The organism is Mangrovihabitans endophyticus (assembly GCF_014646155.1).
Lineage (GTDB): Bacteria > Actinomycetota > Actinomycetes > Mycobacteriales > Micromonosporaceae > Actinoplanes > Actinoplanes endophyticus.
The window spans coordinates 1-14,760 of record NZ_BMMX01000074.1; the positions used below are offsets into that span (position 1 = coordinate 1).

Below are 14,760 nucleotides of genomic sequence, written 5' to 3' on the forward strand. Positions count from 1 at the left end.
CGCCACACCCATCAACATCGATCGATCAGAGCGGCCTGGCCGAACGAGCAGCCATCAACTGCGAATCATCGAGGCTAAAAGCGTCGGTCACCCACGCCCACCCGACACACATTTGGACCCCATTACCCCGGGCACCGGCGGTAACCTTTGCACAAATATCCGTGGCACCTTCCCCTGCAACTCATCCAATCCATCATTCCTAAAAGCATTTATACAGACGCAGTCCTGTTCGTAACACAAATTTCTCCGATCTAAATCTGCTGACAAGCCACACACGAGCACGTTACTCGTAGCGCATCCACTGCATCACAATGAAACCCGTAGAGGCCTCTCATTCCACAGCCCCCGGTTGAGTGCAGATCTCGGTTCGCAACGCCCATCAGCCGAGGGGCAGGGTGACGTCGATGCCGGTGTTTCCGCCGTCAGCGGTCTCGACCCCGATGGAGTCCACACCTGTCGCGCACGCCGCCTGTGCCGACTCCAGGGCCGTTGCGGGGTCGGCCTGGGCTTCGCTGGCCGGTGTCCCATTGTCCTGGTTGACGCTGATGGCAAGTACGACGCCGATTACAGCCAGGACCAATAACGCGGCGCCCCAGGCGATGCCGAACCGCTTTAAGAAGGATCGCCCTCGTGACGGCACCGGCATCTCCATGCCGCTCTCGCGGGCGATGATCTGCCGTCGCCTCTCCATCGCTGTGGTTCATCGCACTTCGAGCCAAGTGGTGACGGTCTGGTGCGACATGCGACATGCGGCCACGGAAGCAAAAAGGCAAGGAGTCGATTCTCCCTGCCACCTTTAACTTATAGCGCACCCCCGGCCTTGCGGCAAGGCCCGGTTCTTGTTGCAGAATCGCCAGCCGTACCAGAAAGCTACGAAATGGGGACCTGGCGTGCGCGCGAGGTGTGGTGGTTCGGTGGGGCTTGGGGTGTCGCGATGACCGGGACGTACGTGGTGGACCTGCGTGAGGTCGATGGGACGCGGACGGCGGTGGTCGGCGGCAAGGGTGCGCGGTTGGCGGAACTGTCGCGGATCGAGGGTGTCCACGTGCCGTCCGGTTTCTGCGTGACGACGGACGCGTACCGGGAAATTGTTGTCCGCGTGCCGTCCATTGATGATTTTCTCGATCGGCTGTCGCGACTCGATCCGGATGACCGGGGGACGATACGCGCGCTCAGCGCGGAGATTCGCGGGGCCGTCGAGAATATCGCCATCCCGGAGGATCTCGCGGCGGCGATCACCGGTGCGGTCGGCCGGCTCGGCGAGGGGGGTGTCGCGGTGCGGTCGAGCGCCACGGCGGAGGATCTGCCGACCGCTTCCTTCGCCGGGCAGCAGGATACCTATCTGAACGTGGTGGGCGCGGCGGCGGTTCTCCGGCACGTCAGCCGGTGCTGGGCCTCGCTGTTCACCGAGCGAGCGGTGACGTACCGGCGGCGTGCGGGGGTCGACGACCGTACGGTGCGGATGGCGGTCGTGGTTCAGCGGATGGTGTTCCCGGACGCGGCGGGGATCTTGTTCACGGCCGATCCTGTCACCGGAAACCGGAAGGTCGCCGCCATCGAGGCGGGTTTCGGTCTGGGCGAGTTGATGGTCTCCGGCCGGGTGGGGGCGGACACGTTCCAGGTGCGCGGCGGTGCGGTCGTCGGCCGGGCGATCGCGCTGAAGGATCGGACTCTGGAGGGTGTGCCGGACGGCGGGACCGAGGAACGAACGATCGCCGCGGGCCGGCAGCGGACGCCGGCGCTGACGGATGTGCAGGCGGTGCGACTCGCGCAGCTCGGACGGCGGATCGAGGCGCATTTCGGCGGTCCGCAGGACATCGAGTGGTGCCTGGTCGGCGACCAATTCCAGATGGTGCAGAGCCGGCCGATCACGACGCTGTTTCCGGTTCCGCAGGTCGGCGACCGGGCGACGAATCGCGTCTTCCTCTCCGTCGGTCACCAGCAGATGATGACCGACGCGATGAAGCCGTTGGGATTCTCCCTGTGGCAGTCGACGGCGATGGCGCCGATGCATGAGGCGGGCGGACGGTTGTTCGTCGACGTCACCCGACATGTGGCGACGCGAGCGGGCCGCGCCGGGCTGCTGGAGATGGCGGGGAGAACCGATCCGCTGACCCGCGACGCGCTGGAGACGATCCTCGCCCGCGAGGATTTCCTCCCCCGCGAACCGGAACCGTCCCCGGATGATGAGGAGGGCCCCGGCAAGCGCAGCGCCCCCGCCCAAATTGAGACCGATCCGTCCCTGGTGGAGGATCTGATCGCGCGCAGCGAGACCTCCATCGCCGCGCTGCGGCGCGACATCCGGGACGTGTCCGGGCCGGAGTTGTTCGACTTCCTGCTGGCGGCCTTCGGCGAACACCGGCGGGTGCTCGGTGATCCGCTGAGCATGCAGGCGATCATGGCGGGGATCGAGGCCACGTGGTGGCTCAACGACACGTTGTGGGAGTTGCTCGGCGAAAAGAACGCGGCCGACACGCTCACGCTGTCCGCCCCCGGCAATGTCACCTCGGAGATGGGGCTGGCACTGCTCGACGTGGCGGACGTGATCCGCCCGCACCCGGAGCTTGTCGCGTTTCTGCGTACCGCGGACGAGGGTTTCCTGGAGGCGTTGCCGAAGCTTCCCGGCGGCGCCGAGGCGCGGGATGCCATCGAGGCGTACCTCGAACGGTACGGCATGCGGTGCACCGGCGAGATCGACATCACCCGGCCGCGGTGGAGCGAACGCCCGACCACGCTGCTGCCGTTGATTCTGGACAACGTCCGGAATTTCTCGCCGGGAGCCGCCCGGGAACGCTTCGAGCGGGGACGGCGGGCGGCCGAGGCGAAGGCGGCGGAGGTGCTGGCGCAGGTGCGGGCGCTGCCCGACGGCGAGCGCCGGGCCGCCGAGGTCAAGCGGATGATCGACCGGGTCCGGACGTTCATCGGCTACCGGGAGTATCCGAAGTACGGCATCATCTGCCGCTCCTTCGTCTACAAGCAGGCGCTGATGCGAGAGGCCGAACGTCTCGTCAGCGCCGGGGTTATCGCCGAGAGCACCGACGTCTTTTACCTCACCTTCGCCGAGTTCCACCAGGCCGTACGCGCGAATCGGGTGGACCCGGAGTTGATCGGCCGGCGTAAGGAGGCGTTCCGGGTGCACCAGTCGCTCCCGGCGCCCCGCGTGCTCACGTCGGACGGCGAGGCTATCGACGGGTCGTACCACCGCGACGACGTACCCGGCGACGCTCTGGTCGGCCTGGGGGTCTCGGCCGGAACGGTCGAGGGACGGGCACGCGTCGTGCTGGACCTGTCGGAGGCCGATCTGAATCCGGGCGACATCCTCGTCACGGCTTACACGGATCCCAGTTGGACGCCCCTGTTCGTCGCGGTCAATGCCCTGGTGACGGAGGTCGGCGGGCCGATGACGCACGGCGCGGTGATCGCTCGGGAGTACGGCCTGCCGGCCGTCGTCGGCGTGCCGGAGGCCACCCGGCGGATCGCGGACGGGCAGCGGATCCGCGTCCATGGACAGCGGGGGTACGTCGAAATCCTGCGGTGAGCGGGCGGCGGCTCAGACCGGCACGTCTCGATCGAGGCTGCGCAGCTTGTCGCGTACGTCCCGGGCCGGCGCGTCGTGGCCGCACTCGACGAAGGCCTCCCAGGCGCGCTGCCAGGCCGACCGGGCCGCCTCGGCGTCCCCCGCCGCCAGATGGGTGTCACCCAGGGCGGCGGAGGCGCCGGCCGCCGACACGGTGTATCCGAGTTCGCCGAAGAGCGCGACCGATCGCTGGTAGGACTCGATCGCCCGGTCGTAGTCGCCGCGGTGCCGGTACGCATATCCGATGCTGTCCAGGGTGGCGGCGGTGCTTTCCAGGTCGCCGACCCGCAGGTTCATGTCCAGGCCCTCCTGGCAATGCGCCAGTGCGGCGTCGTAGTCGCCGAGCTGGGCGTGGAACCAGCCGACGGTGTTCAGCGCACGCGCCCGCAGGCGCTGGTAGCCCCCGGCGCGGGCGACCGCGAGGGCCTGTTCGGCGTGGCCGAGGGCCCGCGGGATGTCACCCTGCTGCTCGGCGAGCATGGAGAGATCGAGTTGGACGGTCCCCTGACCGTATGTGGCGCCCAGGTCGGCGAACAGACGCAGCGCGTGCTGGGCGTGCGCGTACGCGTCGGCCGGCTGGCCGAGCATCCGGCAGGCCTCGCCGAGCCGGCGGTGGGCGTACGCCCGGGCGACGAGATTGCCCAGATGATCGGCGGCGGCGACGGCGGCTTGCCACGCCGCGGCCTGGTCCTTGCCGTGCGACTGTCGATAGTGGAAGGTGTCCAGCCCCCAGGCGAGCTGCCAGACGCGCGCGTCCCGTCCGGTGCGTGCCGCGTGTCCGGCGACGGCGAGGAGGTTGGCGTGTTCGGCGGCGAGCCAGTCCATCGCCGCCTGGCGGTCGGCCGGATGCTCCGCCCCGGCGCCGTCGGCCGCCGGTTCCAGCGGTACGGCCATCGGTTCCAGCGTCGGGTACAGCACCCAGTTGGCGGTGCACGCGGAATGCGTGTAGTAGGCCAGCAGCCGCCCGGTCGCGGCGTCCCGGGCGTCCTCGGGGTCGTGGGCGGCGGCGAGTTCGGCGGCGTACGCGCGTAACAGGTCGTGCTGGGTGTATCGACCGGGGCGATGTTCGTCGAGCAGGTTCGCGCGGACCAGGCGCAGCAGCAGTTCGCGGGCGGCGGGCACGGGCACGCCGGCCAGCGCGGCGGCTGCGGCGGTGGACAGGTCCGGTCCCGGGTTCAGGCCCAGCAACCGGTACAGCCGCGCGGCGGGTGCGGTGAGGGTGGCGTACGACCAGGAGAAGACGGCCCGCACGTCGCTCACCGGGTCCCCTGCGTCGAGCGCGCCGAGCCGCTGCCCGGCGGCGCCGAGTTCGGCGGCGAGCGCGGCGAGCGGGAACCCGGACTGCTGCGCGCGGGCCGCCGCGATGCTCAACGCGAGCGGCAACCGGGCGCACGCGGCGATGATCCGGGCGGCGGCGTCGGATTCCTCGGCGACGCGTTCGCCGCCGAGGCGGCGCGCGAGCATGTCGTGTGATTCGTCGGCCGCCAGCACGTCGAGGACGAGCGAATGCGCGCCGTCGGTGGCCAACAGGCCGGTGAGCCGGTCGCGGCTGGTCACCAGGGTCAGCGCGGTGGGGGTGCCGGGTAGCAGCGGGCGGACCTGTTCGGCGTCGCGGGCGTTGTCCAGCACGATGAGCATCCGCCGGCCGGCGACCAGGCCGCGATAGCGGGCGATTTGCGCGTCGGCGCTGGGCGGTATCCCGTGCGGCGGTACGCCGAGCGCGTCGAGGAAGCCGCGTACCGCCTCGGCCGGGTCCATCACTCGGCCGGAGGGGTCGAAGCCACGCAGGTTCACATAGAGCTGGCCGTCCGGGAACCGGTGGGCGACGGTACGGGCCCAATGCACGGCGAGCGCGGTCTTGCCGACGCCGGCGGTGCCGGACACGGCGGAGATGACCGTGCCGGACCCGGTGGTGATGTCGAGCAGCTTGTCCAACTGCGCCATCGGCCCGGCACGGCCGGCGAATCCCGGCACGTCGGCGGGAAGCTGAGCCGGCGTCGGAGGTTCCACCGCCGGTACGGCGCCGGGGCGGGCCGCGGGTGGGCCGGTTTCACCGCGCAGGATCGCCTGGTGCACGGCTTGCAGCTCGGCACCCGGGTCGGTGCCCAGTTCGCGGGCGAGATGCGCGCGCAGCGCGGCGTAGTGATCGAGGGCTTCGGCGGACCGGCCGACCGTGTGCAACGCCCGCAGCAGGGCCGCCGCGAGCGGTTCGGCGAGCGGATATTCGCCGGTCAGTTCCAGCAGCGGCCCGATGACCTCGCCGGGGTTCCCGTCTGCCAGTTCGGCGTCCGCCCAGGCCGCCGCGGCTTCCACGTGCCAGCGCTGCCACGTCTGCCGCATCCGGGTGATCCACGCTCCGCCGAGACCGGACAGCGGCGTGCCGCGCCACAGCGCCAGGGCTTCGCGCAGCGGCGCCGCCGAGGCGATGCCCGCTCCCGGGCGCGCCCGGGAGCCCCGCACCAGGGCACGGAACCGGTGCAGGTCGATCCGGTCCGGGTCGACCTGCAGGAGGTAGCCGCCGGACCGGCGGTTCAGGGCGGTCGTCCCGGCGCCGCCCGCTCCGGCGCGCTCCAGCAGCCGGCGCAGGTGGCTGAGGTGGACCTGCAGGGCGCGCCGCGCGCCGGGCGGTGCGTCGTCGTCCCAGACCCGGTCGATGAGGGTCTCCACGGAGACCGGATGACCGGCGTCCACCGCGAGAGCGGCCAGCACATGCCGCCGCTGCGGCGGACCGACCTCCCAGATCCGGTCCCCGGCATGCAGTTCAACGGGCCCGAGCACCCGCAGTTCCACGTGGTCCTCCCGCCAGCCGACCGGGTCGGCCCGCCCATCGTATTCGGGTACGACACACCGCCGGCCGCCCCGCGACAGCTTTTCGTTAACACTGTGCCGCACCGCGGAATGCAGACTTGTCGGCGGGCCGCCGTGCGGGGCGCGGAGGGCTGCCAGAGCAGGCCCGCCGAGAGCCCGGCTGCACGGTGACCGGCACGCCGGCGCGTGGTTGGGTCAGTTTTCTCGGGGGTGACCCAGCCACGCGTCCGGCCCTCGGCCTGGGACGGCGCTGATCTGGGTCGAGGGCCGAGTCGATCATCCAAACGGCCACGATCGACCGGCGATTATCCCCTCCCCGATGCCTCTCCGGATGCGATTTCGTCATATGCGGTTGCGGGTCGCCGGTGCGGCGTTGACTAGCACCGTCGTCCGCGTTGTCCTACGAACGCATGGCGATGATCTTCGCGTGCTCGACGGTCGTATCGGGTGGGAGAGACGAAACATGTCAACGGTCACCGACCTCACCCCGGTGAATACCGACACGCTCGGCTGGCTGGGTTGGCGCCGCGGCCTGCTCGGCGTCGAACCGGTGCCGGCGCCCCAATGGTCGGAACCGCCGCCGGACCCGGCAGCGATCGACGCCCGGGTCCGCCAGGAGAGCGGGCGCCTCACCGCCGAGCACGACGCCGCGGTCGGCAACGCGCGCTACTTCGCTCCCGTGGTGCGGTGGGCGGTGGTCGCCTGCGCCTTCGCGGCGCTGTCCGGGCTCTTCCTGATCGTCGCGTTCGCCATGTCCGGGCTGCACCTGGGCGACTTCTTTCAGACGCCGCAGGAGAGCGCCGCCAACCCGTCGGAACCCACCGCGGCGCTGACCACGGCCGGCTTCATCGCGCTGTTCGGCCCCTGGTTCGCCGCGGCCGTGCTGTCGAGGCGGCGCCGCCTCACCCGTCCCACCACCCGGTTCTTCCTGCTCGGGCTCGGGCTCTGGTTCCTGGCGCTGGTGCTGGCGTTTGTCACCTTCGGCCTGTCGTTCGTGCTGATGCCCCTGGCGGTTGGCCTGTTCGCGCTGTTCACCAGGCCGACGGTCTTCCACACCGACCGCGGCGCGGTGGGCCGGGCGGAAGCCGGCACGCTCACCATGTGGCGCAACGCGCGCCGGGTCGCGGCGGCACACCGCGACGCCCTGCGCGGCCTGGACGGCCGGGTCCGTGAAGAGCTCGACCGGGCGCAGCGCGAGTATGCGCAACGGCAGCAGGAACACCAGCAGGCGGTCTCGGCACATGTGCCGTTCACGCTTGTCGACCCGCCGGACATCCGCGACCTCATCGTCGTTGGCGGCAGCCCGGTGGAACGCGGCGACCTGGTGCACCACCTGGGCGCGGCGTCCTCCTCGACCGGCCAGCGCGTCTGGGCGATCGACCTGGAGGGGCGCGGCGCGACCGACCGGCTGGTGGTGGAGACGGGCGCGCACGGCAAGTCGCTGGGGCTGGTGCGCGGCGATGACGAGGCCGCCCTGACGGACATGCTGGACCTGCTCGGCGCGACCCCGGGGCGGCAGTCGTCGGTGCTGGCCGAGGTGCTGGCGTACGCGATGGCCCAGGACGCCGAGGGCCGGGCGGTCTCCCGCAGCCGGGAGACGCTTGACACGTTGCGCCGCGTGGAGCGGCACCTGCGGGACCTTCCCGGCGGTGTGACGCTGCGCCGCCTGCACGACGCGATGGATGCGCTCCTGGCCGGTCCCGGGCCGGTCGGCGGCGGGCACGGCCACGACGACTTCGGGCTGGCCGCGGACCGGGGCGGGGACATGCCGGCCGACGCGCTGCCCGGCGAGACGGTGGAGCGCATCCGGGCGGGCTTCAGCCAGCAGGACCGCCAGCACTTCTATCCGGTGTGGACGGATCTGCGGATCAAGCTGGCCAGTCTGCTGCCGCACGACTCGTACGCGGCACCAGCGGGCCGGCCGATGCATTGGTCGGCGGAGAAGACGTCCGGCGTGACCGTGGTGCCGCACACCCTGGGCCGCGCGGACCGCGAGCTGCGCACCGCCCTGCTCGTCTCGCACCACCTGCGGCTGCTCAAGGCGGACGGGCCGAAGCCTGCGGCGCTCGCGGTGGTAGGCGCCGGTCACGTGCCGCCGGACCTGCTCACCGAGCTTTCCGAGGTCGCCACCGGCCACGGGATCCTCCTGGTGCTGATGTTCTCCGAGCTGGTGCCCACGGTCGAGGACATGGCCCTGGGACGCCGCAACATCGCCGTCTTCGGCGGCCACGGTGAGCAGGCGGCCGAGCGGCTGGCCGAGTTGTTCGGCCGCGCGTGGCGAGACCGCGTCCGGTCGTACCAGAGCACCTGGTCGGTCGCGGACGCCGAGTCCCGCGCGCTGACCAGCGGGCGGAACTGGTCGGTCGCGACCAGCCGGCAGCACGCCAAGACCCGCAGCCACAACTCCTCGACGTCACACAGCACCGGCTCGGACCCGATGGGCGGTGGCAGCGGATCGCGTTCGTACAGCTACGGGTCGAGCAGTGGCACCACGGTCAGCACCGGGCGCACCGAGACCGAGGGCGAGTCCAGCGCGGAAAGCGTCACCACGGGACGCACCACCACCGGAGGCGGCGCGGAGACCACCAACGTGGACTACGAGCGGCGGGTGGACGGCGCCGAGATCAGCGCCTTGCCGCCGTTCACCATGCTGATCAAGCGCGGCCAGGACGTACGGTTCGTGGACGTCAAGGCCGACCTGGTGCTGCCGGACGAGTTGACCGCCGAGATCGAGGTCGCACCGCGGTGACCGGGCCGGCGGGACCGGTGGAGGCGATCTTCGGCCACGCCGGGGAGCAGGCGGACTGCTTCCGGGTGGACCGGATCCCGCGGTTGCCGCGCGAGCTCATGCTCGGCCAGCTCACCGCCCCGCTGGTGGCCGCCTACCAGCTCGGGGCGAAGGTCTTCGCGCACTGGACACACGAGCCGTTCGGGCCGTTCACCGTGCACGTCGGCGGCACGCACGGCTTCCCGTCCTGGGTGGACGGCGGGGCCGGGCCCGGCGGCCTGGTGTTCCCGCCCGGAGCGCGGGCGGTCCGATGTGGCCGCGCGGTCGACGCGCTGGGGGCGCGGCTGGGCGCCACACCCTGCTGGATGCGGCTCGGCGCGCTGGTGGCACCGGACGGGGACGGAGCTGCGATCACCGAGGTGCTGGAGGACCACGCCTCGTTCCTCGCCGATCGGGCGTTCGACCTGCTGACCATCGCGTTGCCGGTGAGCGCCGCGGACATCGACCGCGCTCGTTCCCGGGTCACCGCGGCGATCTTCGGCACCGAGCAACGGTTGGAGCGCGGTGCGGCGAACCTGGCCGTCGCGCAGTTGCGGGCCCAGCTCGCGGAATACACGGCGGCCTCGGCCACCGGATTGTGGCGGGTGCACGCGCTGGTCGGCGGCCCGGATGCGGACACCGTGCGCCAGGTCGCCGCGTTGTGGTCGGCCGCCACCGCCCCGTACGGCCCGGTGCCGTACCGGTTGGCGCCGGTGGGTGTGGTCGGCGACCTGCGCGCCACGCTGGCGTCCAGCCATCCCGGCCCGGCCGCCCACGGCACCGACGCGGTGCCCGGGGCGGAGCTGTCCGGGCCGTTCACGACGGGCGGGCCGATGCTTGCCGCGCTGTGCCGCCCGCCCGTACGCGAGGTGCCCGGTGTTCCGGCACGGGCCACCAACCCGTTCGACGTCGCCGCGCCCGCCCCCGGCGAGCCGGACGCCGAGGTGCCGTTCGGTCAGGTCCTGGACGCCGCCTCGCGCCCGGTGGGCACCCTGACCGTGCCGCTGCGCAGCCTCGGACTGCACACGTTCGTGCACGGCGCGACCGGCGCCGGCAAGAGCCAGACGACCCGGCACCTGCTGACCGAGCTGTCCCGGCGGGGCATCCCCTGGGTGGTGCTGGAGCCGGCCAAGAGCGAATACGCCACCGGGATGCAGGAGCGCCTGGACCGGATCCGCGACGAGTTGCCCGATCCGGCGCTGGCCGAGGTGCACGTGATCCGGCCGGGTGACCCGGACGCCACCGGTGTCTGCCTGCCTCCGCTCGCTCCGGAGCCGGGCGCCCATTACCAGGCCCACCTGGACGCGCTCGTCGACCTGACGGTGGCCGCCTTCGACGCCGAGTCGCCGTTCCCGGAGGTGCTCGCGCAGGCGGTGGACGTGGCCGTCCGGGAGTCCGGATGGGATCCGGCGTTGAGCCGACCGCTGCGAGCGGTGGCCGGCCGCTACCCGGCGGGCGCACAACCGGCGTACGCGGACATCGAGGACCTGGTGCGCTGCTGCCATCAGGTGATCGACGCCAAGGGGTACGGCCCGGAGGTCGCGGGCAACGTGCACGGGTTCGTGGACATGCGGCTGGGCACGCTCACCACCGGCACCAAACGGACCGCGTTCGGCGCCGGCTATCCGCTGTCGATGCGCCGACTGCTGCGCCGCAACGTGGTGCTGGAACTGCAGGACCTGGGCACCGACGGCGACCGGGCGATGTTCATGGGGCTGTTCCTGTCCCGGCTCAGCCAGGCCGTGCGCCTGCGGCATCGGGACGATCCGGCGAGCGGCGTACGCAACGTGGTCTGCGTCGAGGAGGCGCACCGCCTGCTGCGCAACCCGGACGGGCTGAGCGCCGCGGCGGCACGCGCCGTGGGCAGCTTCACCGATCTGCTCGCCGAGGTACGCAGTCAGGGCGTGGCGCTGATCGTGGCGGAACAGATTCCGGCGAAGCTGGCACCCGACGTGGTGAAGAACACCGCGGTCAAGTGCATGGGCCGCACCCCGGCGGCGGACGACCGCGCGCTGGTCGGGGCGGCCATCGGCCTCGATGAGGAGCAGTCGCGGGAGGTGGTGACGCTTCCCGCGGGCACGTTCGCGGTGCACGCGGACGGGTACGACGCCCCGGTGCTGGTGCGTTTCCCGTACGTGCCGGAGACGGCCGGCGCCCGGCCGCACGATCCCGCGCCGCTGGCCGATCCGCTGCCGTCCTGGTTCGGCCCGGTCGCCCAGCCCGGCGCACTCACCCAGCGTGACCTGGCGTGGGCGGCCGAATGTACGCAGGATCGGCGGCTGATCACGCTGTGCGAGCTGACCGTCGCGGCCTATCTGAGTCACCGGGCCGGACCACGGCCGGACTCCGGATGGCGCGAACGACTGCTGGCGCCGTTTCGCACCGGAACACCGGCGGCCGACGGGTCGAGCGGCGCACCAGCCGTCGACGCCGCCGTGGGCATGCTGGTCGGTCAGGCGGTACGCGCCCGGAGACCGGTCCTCGGCGCCTACCCGGCCGAGTCGCTGTGCACCGCCGTGGCCGCGGATGTCCGGGCGGCGTTGGCCTCCGGCCCGGCCCCGGCCGCCGCGCCGGACCCGCGCTGGCGCAGCCGCCCGCACCAGTGGCTCGCGCTGCGCGCCGAGCTGGCCCGGCATCCGGACGACGACCCGGCGCATCCGGAAACCGGCCGGTGGCGGTCCTGGGGCGTGGACTACGTCGACGGAGCCACCATCCGCGAACAACGGATCACCCTGCTCAGCTCGGTGCTGCACGGCCGTGACGACGTGGCGGCGGCATTGTTCGGGGTGCGCCGGCCGGGCGCGTTGGAACGCGCCGTGCACGCCGACGGCCTGGCTTTCGCGCCCGGCCTCGACCATCTGCTCCGGGCGTTCGTCAACCGCCCGGAGCTGGACCCGCTGATGCGGTTGCTGCTGCGGCATCGGGCGCCGCTGGCGGCGGAACGACACAGGAGGAGTGAGGGAACGCGATGAGCGGCATGGACAAGGACTACCTGCAACAGGCCCGGGAGATCGGCGCGCAGTTGACCGACTCGGGAGTGGAGTACGGCGGCGAAGTCCCGGAAAGCGAACTGGGCACCCTGGAGACTCCGGACACGTCGGACCCGCACGGCGCCGAATCCGACGATCTGCACAGCGCCGAGGACGGCGACTACCTCGCCGAGGCGCGGGGTGCCGGCGGGGACCTGAAGGAGGCCGGCGTCGAGCACGTCGGCGGGGCGGACGAGTCGGACCTGGGCACCATGACGCCGCCCGAGACCCCGGAGCCGCCCACGCCCGAGGCACCCGACAATCAGTGAACGTCAGGTGACTGGTCCGGTCGGCCGGTGCCGCGCTGCGGCATGTCACGGCGGCGTGCCGGGTGCCGGCCGACCAGCAGGGTCACCGCGATCACGACCGCGAAGATGACCAGCAGCGAGATCCAGATGAACGCCATGCCGGGCAGGGTACGCCGGTCTGGGGCCCCGGGCAGACCTCGCCGCGGGGTGTGCCGTGGCTGGTCGCGGACCGCCATCCACGACCAGCCACCGTCGAGGCCCGCCTGGCACGCCTCGATCTCGCGCAGCGGCAACCCGCCGCACGGCGATACGTCGGTTGGCCCCTGCGTCCCGGGCAGAGGCTCACCGTGATCCGTTGCAGACGGTAGCGCCCGGCTTCGACGCGGGTCTATTAGATGAACCTTAAATCCTGACCAAGCTCCGTCAGAACGTGCTGACCACCCAGTGATAGGCGTCCATCACCCACTGGGTCTGCTGCAGATGGGCGATCCCGACGCCGACCAGAAAAACCGCGGCCACCATGTGGGCGCCGCGCGCGGTCCGGCGGACGCGGCCGAACTGCTTCTCCCACACCAGCCGGCCCACCGCCCGGGACAGCGCGAACAGGCCCGCCGCCACCACCAGGCTGAGCACGAACACGACGACCGGCGTGGTCAGGTCATCGCCGGTCGACAACGCCCAGATCCCCCAGCAGACGAAGGCGAACAACGCCGCGGCGCTGCTCCACTCGCCGCCGCGGCGCAGCTCCCGCATGCGCCACGCCAGCGGGGGCCGCTCGGCGTGCGGCGACTCGTCACCGGGCCAGCCGGTGCCGGTGGGCTCGTGCTCCGCACCGAAACGCTGTCCCGGCGGATGCGGCGTGACCTGCGCCCGGCCCTGGTTGAACGGTGACTGCGGGACCGCGCCGTGGGGCTGCGGCGCGGCGGAACCGGGAAAGCCCGAACCACCGGAAACCGGCGCGGTGGCCGGCTGCGCAGGACCACTCTGCGGAAAACCGGCCGGCGAAGCGCCGGGCGCGGTGGCCGGGTCGGCCCACGGATCCTGCGGCGGCATGTCGAGCGTCCGCTCGGACCACTGCGGTTGCTCAGGCATCGTGCTCCCTCCCCGACCGTACGGGCCCCGGCGCTGGTGCCCGTCGAGGGCGCATGCGGCCCCTCATCGAGAGTAACGGCCCAACAAATCGGTCGCCGCCGCGCGCCCCGTCCGATACACAAATGCCATGGACGCCGCTGATATCCCGATCCGGGAGGGCCGCGCCGGGGCGCCCGCATGACCGGCTGCACCGGCGCCGTGTCCGACCGGCGCACCGGCGCGGTAGGTTCGGCGCCATGGGTGACACCGAACGCCGCCGGCGGCGCCTGCGTACCCCGTCGGCGGCCAAGGCCACGACCGACGACGCGCCCACCGATGCGCCCACCGCCGCGACCCCGGTGACCGACGGCGTCTCCACGCCGCCGATCGCGGATCCGGAACCGGCCGCGGCAGGGGCACCGGCAGCACCGGCACCGGCACCGGCACCGGCTCGGACCCCGCGGGGGCGGGCCGCCGAGGAACACGCCGAACGCGGCCTGCGCGGCCTGGTCGGTTCGGGATCCTCGCAGGTCAGCGTGAGTGCCGCGCTGCGCGCGCGGGACGCCGCCCGGCCCACACCGGAGCATCTGGCGGACGCCGAGGAGAACCTCCCCATCGTGCGGCGCAACTGGGTGCCCCGCGAGAGCCTGCCGCGCGGGCGCTGACCCGCCGGCATCGACCCGCGGGCCCGGGGCGCCGGAGTCAGCTCGCCGGCAGCGGCGGCAGCTCGCGGGTGCTCTCGTAATCGGCCAGTTGCGCGATGCGCCGGGCGTGCCGCGGGTTGCCGCTGAACGGTGTGGCCAGGAAGGTCTCGGCGAACGTGGTGGCGACCTCGGCGGTGTGCTGCCGCGCACCGATGGCGAGCACGTTGGCGTCGTTGTGCTCACGCGCCAGGCGAGCGGTCTCCGCCGACCAGGCGAGCGCCGACCGCACCCCGGCGACCTTGTTGGCGGCGATCTGCTCGCCGTTGCCCGACCCGCCGATCACGATGCCCAGGCTGCCCGGATCGGCGACCACGCGCGCGCCCGCGTTGAGGCAGAAAGCCGGGTAGTCGTCCTCCGGGTCGTACACGTGCGGACCCACGTCGAGGACGTCGTGTCCCTGCTTGGCCAGGTGCTCGGCGATGTGGTTCTTCAGCTCGTAACCGGCGTGGTCAGAACCCAGGTAGACGCGCATGGCCGCATCCTAATGGGTTCTGGGAGTAAGCCATCCGGCAGACTCCTGGTGGGTAGGTAGCCGCCGGCGGACGAGCACTCCCGT

Annotated in this window: 10 protein-coding genes; 5 read left to right on the forward strand and 5 right to left on the reverse strand. The window is 72.1% G+C overall.

From position 1 onward, the window contains the following. Window positions 1-379 precede the first annotated feature (379 nt). Window positions 380-691: a hypothetical protein gene (locus tag IEY73_RS31635; RefSeq protein ID WP_189083026.1), complete on the reverse strand. Its 312-nt coding sequence runs from the start codon at window positions 689-691 to the stop codon at window positions 380-382. A 42-nt stretch (window positions 692-733) separates the two neighbouring features. Between IEY73_RS31635 and rph the strand changes: the two genes are divergently transcribed. Further along, a complete protein-coding gene (gene rph, locus IEY73_RS31640; RefSeq protein WP_444543394.1) occupies window positions 734-3,538 on the forward strand; it encodes a rifamycin-inactivating phosphotransferase in 2,805 nt (934 codons plus the stop codon). Between the two features lie 12 nt (window positions 3,539-3,550). On the opposite strand, the gene IEY73_RS31645 is transcribed toward rph, so the two are convergent. Next, window positions 3,551-6,367, reverse strand: coding sequence for an AfsR/SARP family transcriptional regulator (locus IEY73_RS31645; protein ID WP_229716346.1), 2,817 nt, complete (start codon window positions 6,365-6,367; stop codon window positions 3,551-3,553). 481 nt (window positions 6,368-6,848) lie between these two features. On the opposite strand from IEY73_RS31645, the gene IEY73_RS31650 reads away from it, so the two are divergent. The 3 genes from IEY73_RS31650 to IEY73_RS31660 are packed head-to-tail and all read left to right on the forward strand — an operon-like array spanning window position 6,849 to window position 12,450. Further along, complete coding sequence (locus IEY73_RS31650; RefSeq protein WP_189083027.1) at window positions 6,849-9,134, forward strand: hypothetical protein; 2,286 nt, start codon at window positions 6,849-6,851, stop codon at window positions 9,132-9,134. Further along, the gene (locus tag IEY73_RS31655; RefSeq protein ID WP_189083028.1) at window positions 9,131-12,124 is read left to right on the forward strand and encodes an ATP-binding protein; all 2,994 of its coding nucleotides are present in this window, start codon (window positions 9,131-9,133) and stop codon (window positions 12,122-12,124) included. The genes IEY73_RS31650 and IEY73_RS31655 overlap by 4 nt, the downstream gene beginning before the upstream one ends. Continuing rightward, a complete protein-coding gene (locus IEY73_RS31660; RefSeq protein ID WP_189083029.1) occupies window positions 12,121-12,450 on the forward strand; it encodes a hypothetical protein in 330 nt (109 codons plus the stop codon). The genes IEY73_RS31655 and IEY73_RS31660 overlap by 4 nt, the downstream gene beginning before the upstream one ends. On the opposite strand, the gene IEY73_RS31665 is transcribed toward IEY73_RS31660, so the two are convergent. Both IEY73_RS31665 and IEY73_RS31670 read right to left on the reverse strand, forming a co-directional pair. Continuing rightward, entirely contained in the window at window positions 12,444-12,587 is a 144-nt protein-coding gene (locus IEY73_RS31665) for a hypothetical protein (RefSeq protein WP_189083030.1), read from the reverse strand. The genes IEY73_RS31660 and IEY73_RS31665 overlap by 7 nt on opposite strands. A gap of 265 nt (window positions 12,588-12,852) precedes the next feature. Further along, window positions 12,853-13,521 carry a DNA-directed RNA polymerase II gene (locus IEY73_RS31670; protein ID WP_189083031.1) on the reverse strand — a complete coding sequence of 223 codons (669 nt, stop codon included), beginning with the start codon at window positions 13,519-13,521 and terminating at the stop codon, window positions 12,853-12,855. A gap of 236 nt (window positions 13,522-13,757) precedes the next feature. On the opposite strand from IEY73_RS31670, the gene IEY73_RS31675 reads away from it, so the two are divergent. Further along, window positions 13,758-14,165, forward strand: coding sequence for a hypothetical protein (locus IEY73_RS31675; RefSeq protein ID WP_189083032.1), 408 nt, complete (start codon window positions 13,758-13,760; stop codon window positions 14,163-14,165). 37 nt (window positions 14,166-14,202) lie between these two features. On the opposite strand, the gene IEY73_RS31680 is transcribed toward IEY73_RS31675, so the two are convergent. Then, a complete protein-coding gene (locus IEY73_RS31680; protein WP_189083033.1) occupies window positions 14,203-14,676 on the reverse strand; it encodes a ribose-5-phosphate isomerase in 474 nt (157 codons plus the stop codon). Between the last annotated feature and the right edge of the window lie 84 nt (window positions 14,677-14,760).

Coding starts and splice junctions, on each gene's coding strand:
- IEY73_RS31635 (WP_189083026.1), bottom strand. CDS start 691: ATGGAGAGGCGACGGCAGATCATCGCCCGCGAGAGCGGCATGGAGATG.
- IEY73_RS31650 (WP_189083027.1), top strand. CDS start 6,849: ATGTCAACGGTCACCGACCTCACCCCGGTGAATACCGACACGCTCGGC.
- IEY73_RS31660 (WP_189083029.1), top strand. CDS start 12,121: ATGAGCGGCATGGACAAGGACTACCTGCAACAGGCCCGGGAGATCGGC.
- IEY73_RS31665 (WP_189083030.1), bottom strand. CDS start 12,587: ATGGCGTTCATCTGGATCTCGCTGCTGGTCATCTTCGCGGTCGTGATC.
- IEY73_RS31670 (WP_189083031.1), bottom strand. CDS start 13,521: ATGCCTGAGCAACCGCAGTGGTCCGAGCGGACGCTCGACATGCCGCCG.
- IEY73_RS31675 (WP_189083032.1), top strand. CDS start 13,758: ATGGGTGACACCGAACGCCGCCGGCGGCGCCTGCGTACCCCGTCGGCG.
- IEY73_RS31680 (WP_189083033.1), bottom strand. CDS start 14,676: ATGCGCGTCTACCTGGGTTCTGACCACGCCGGTTACGAGCTGAAGAAC.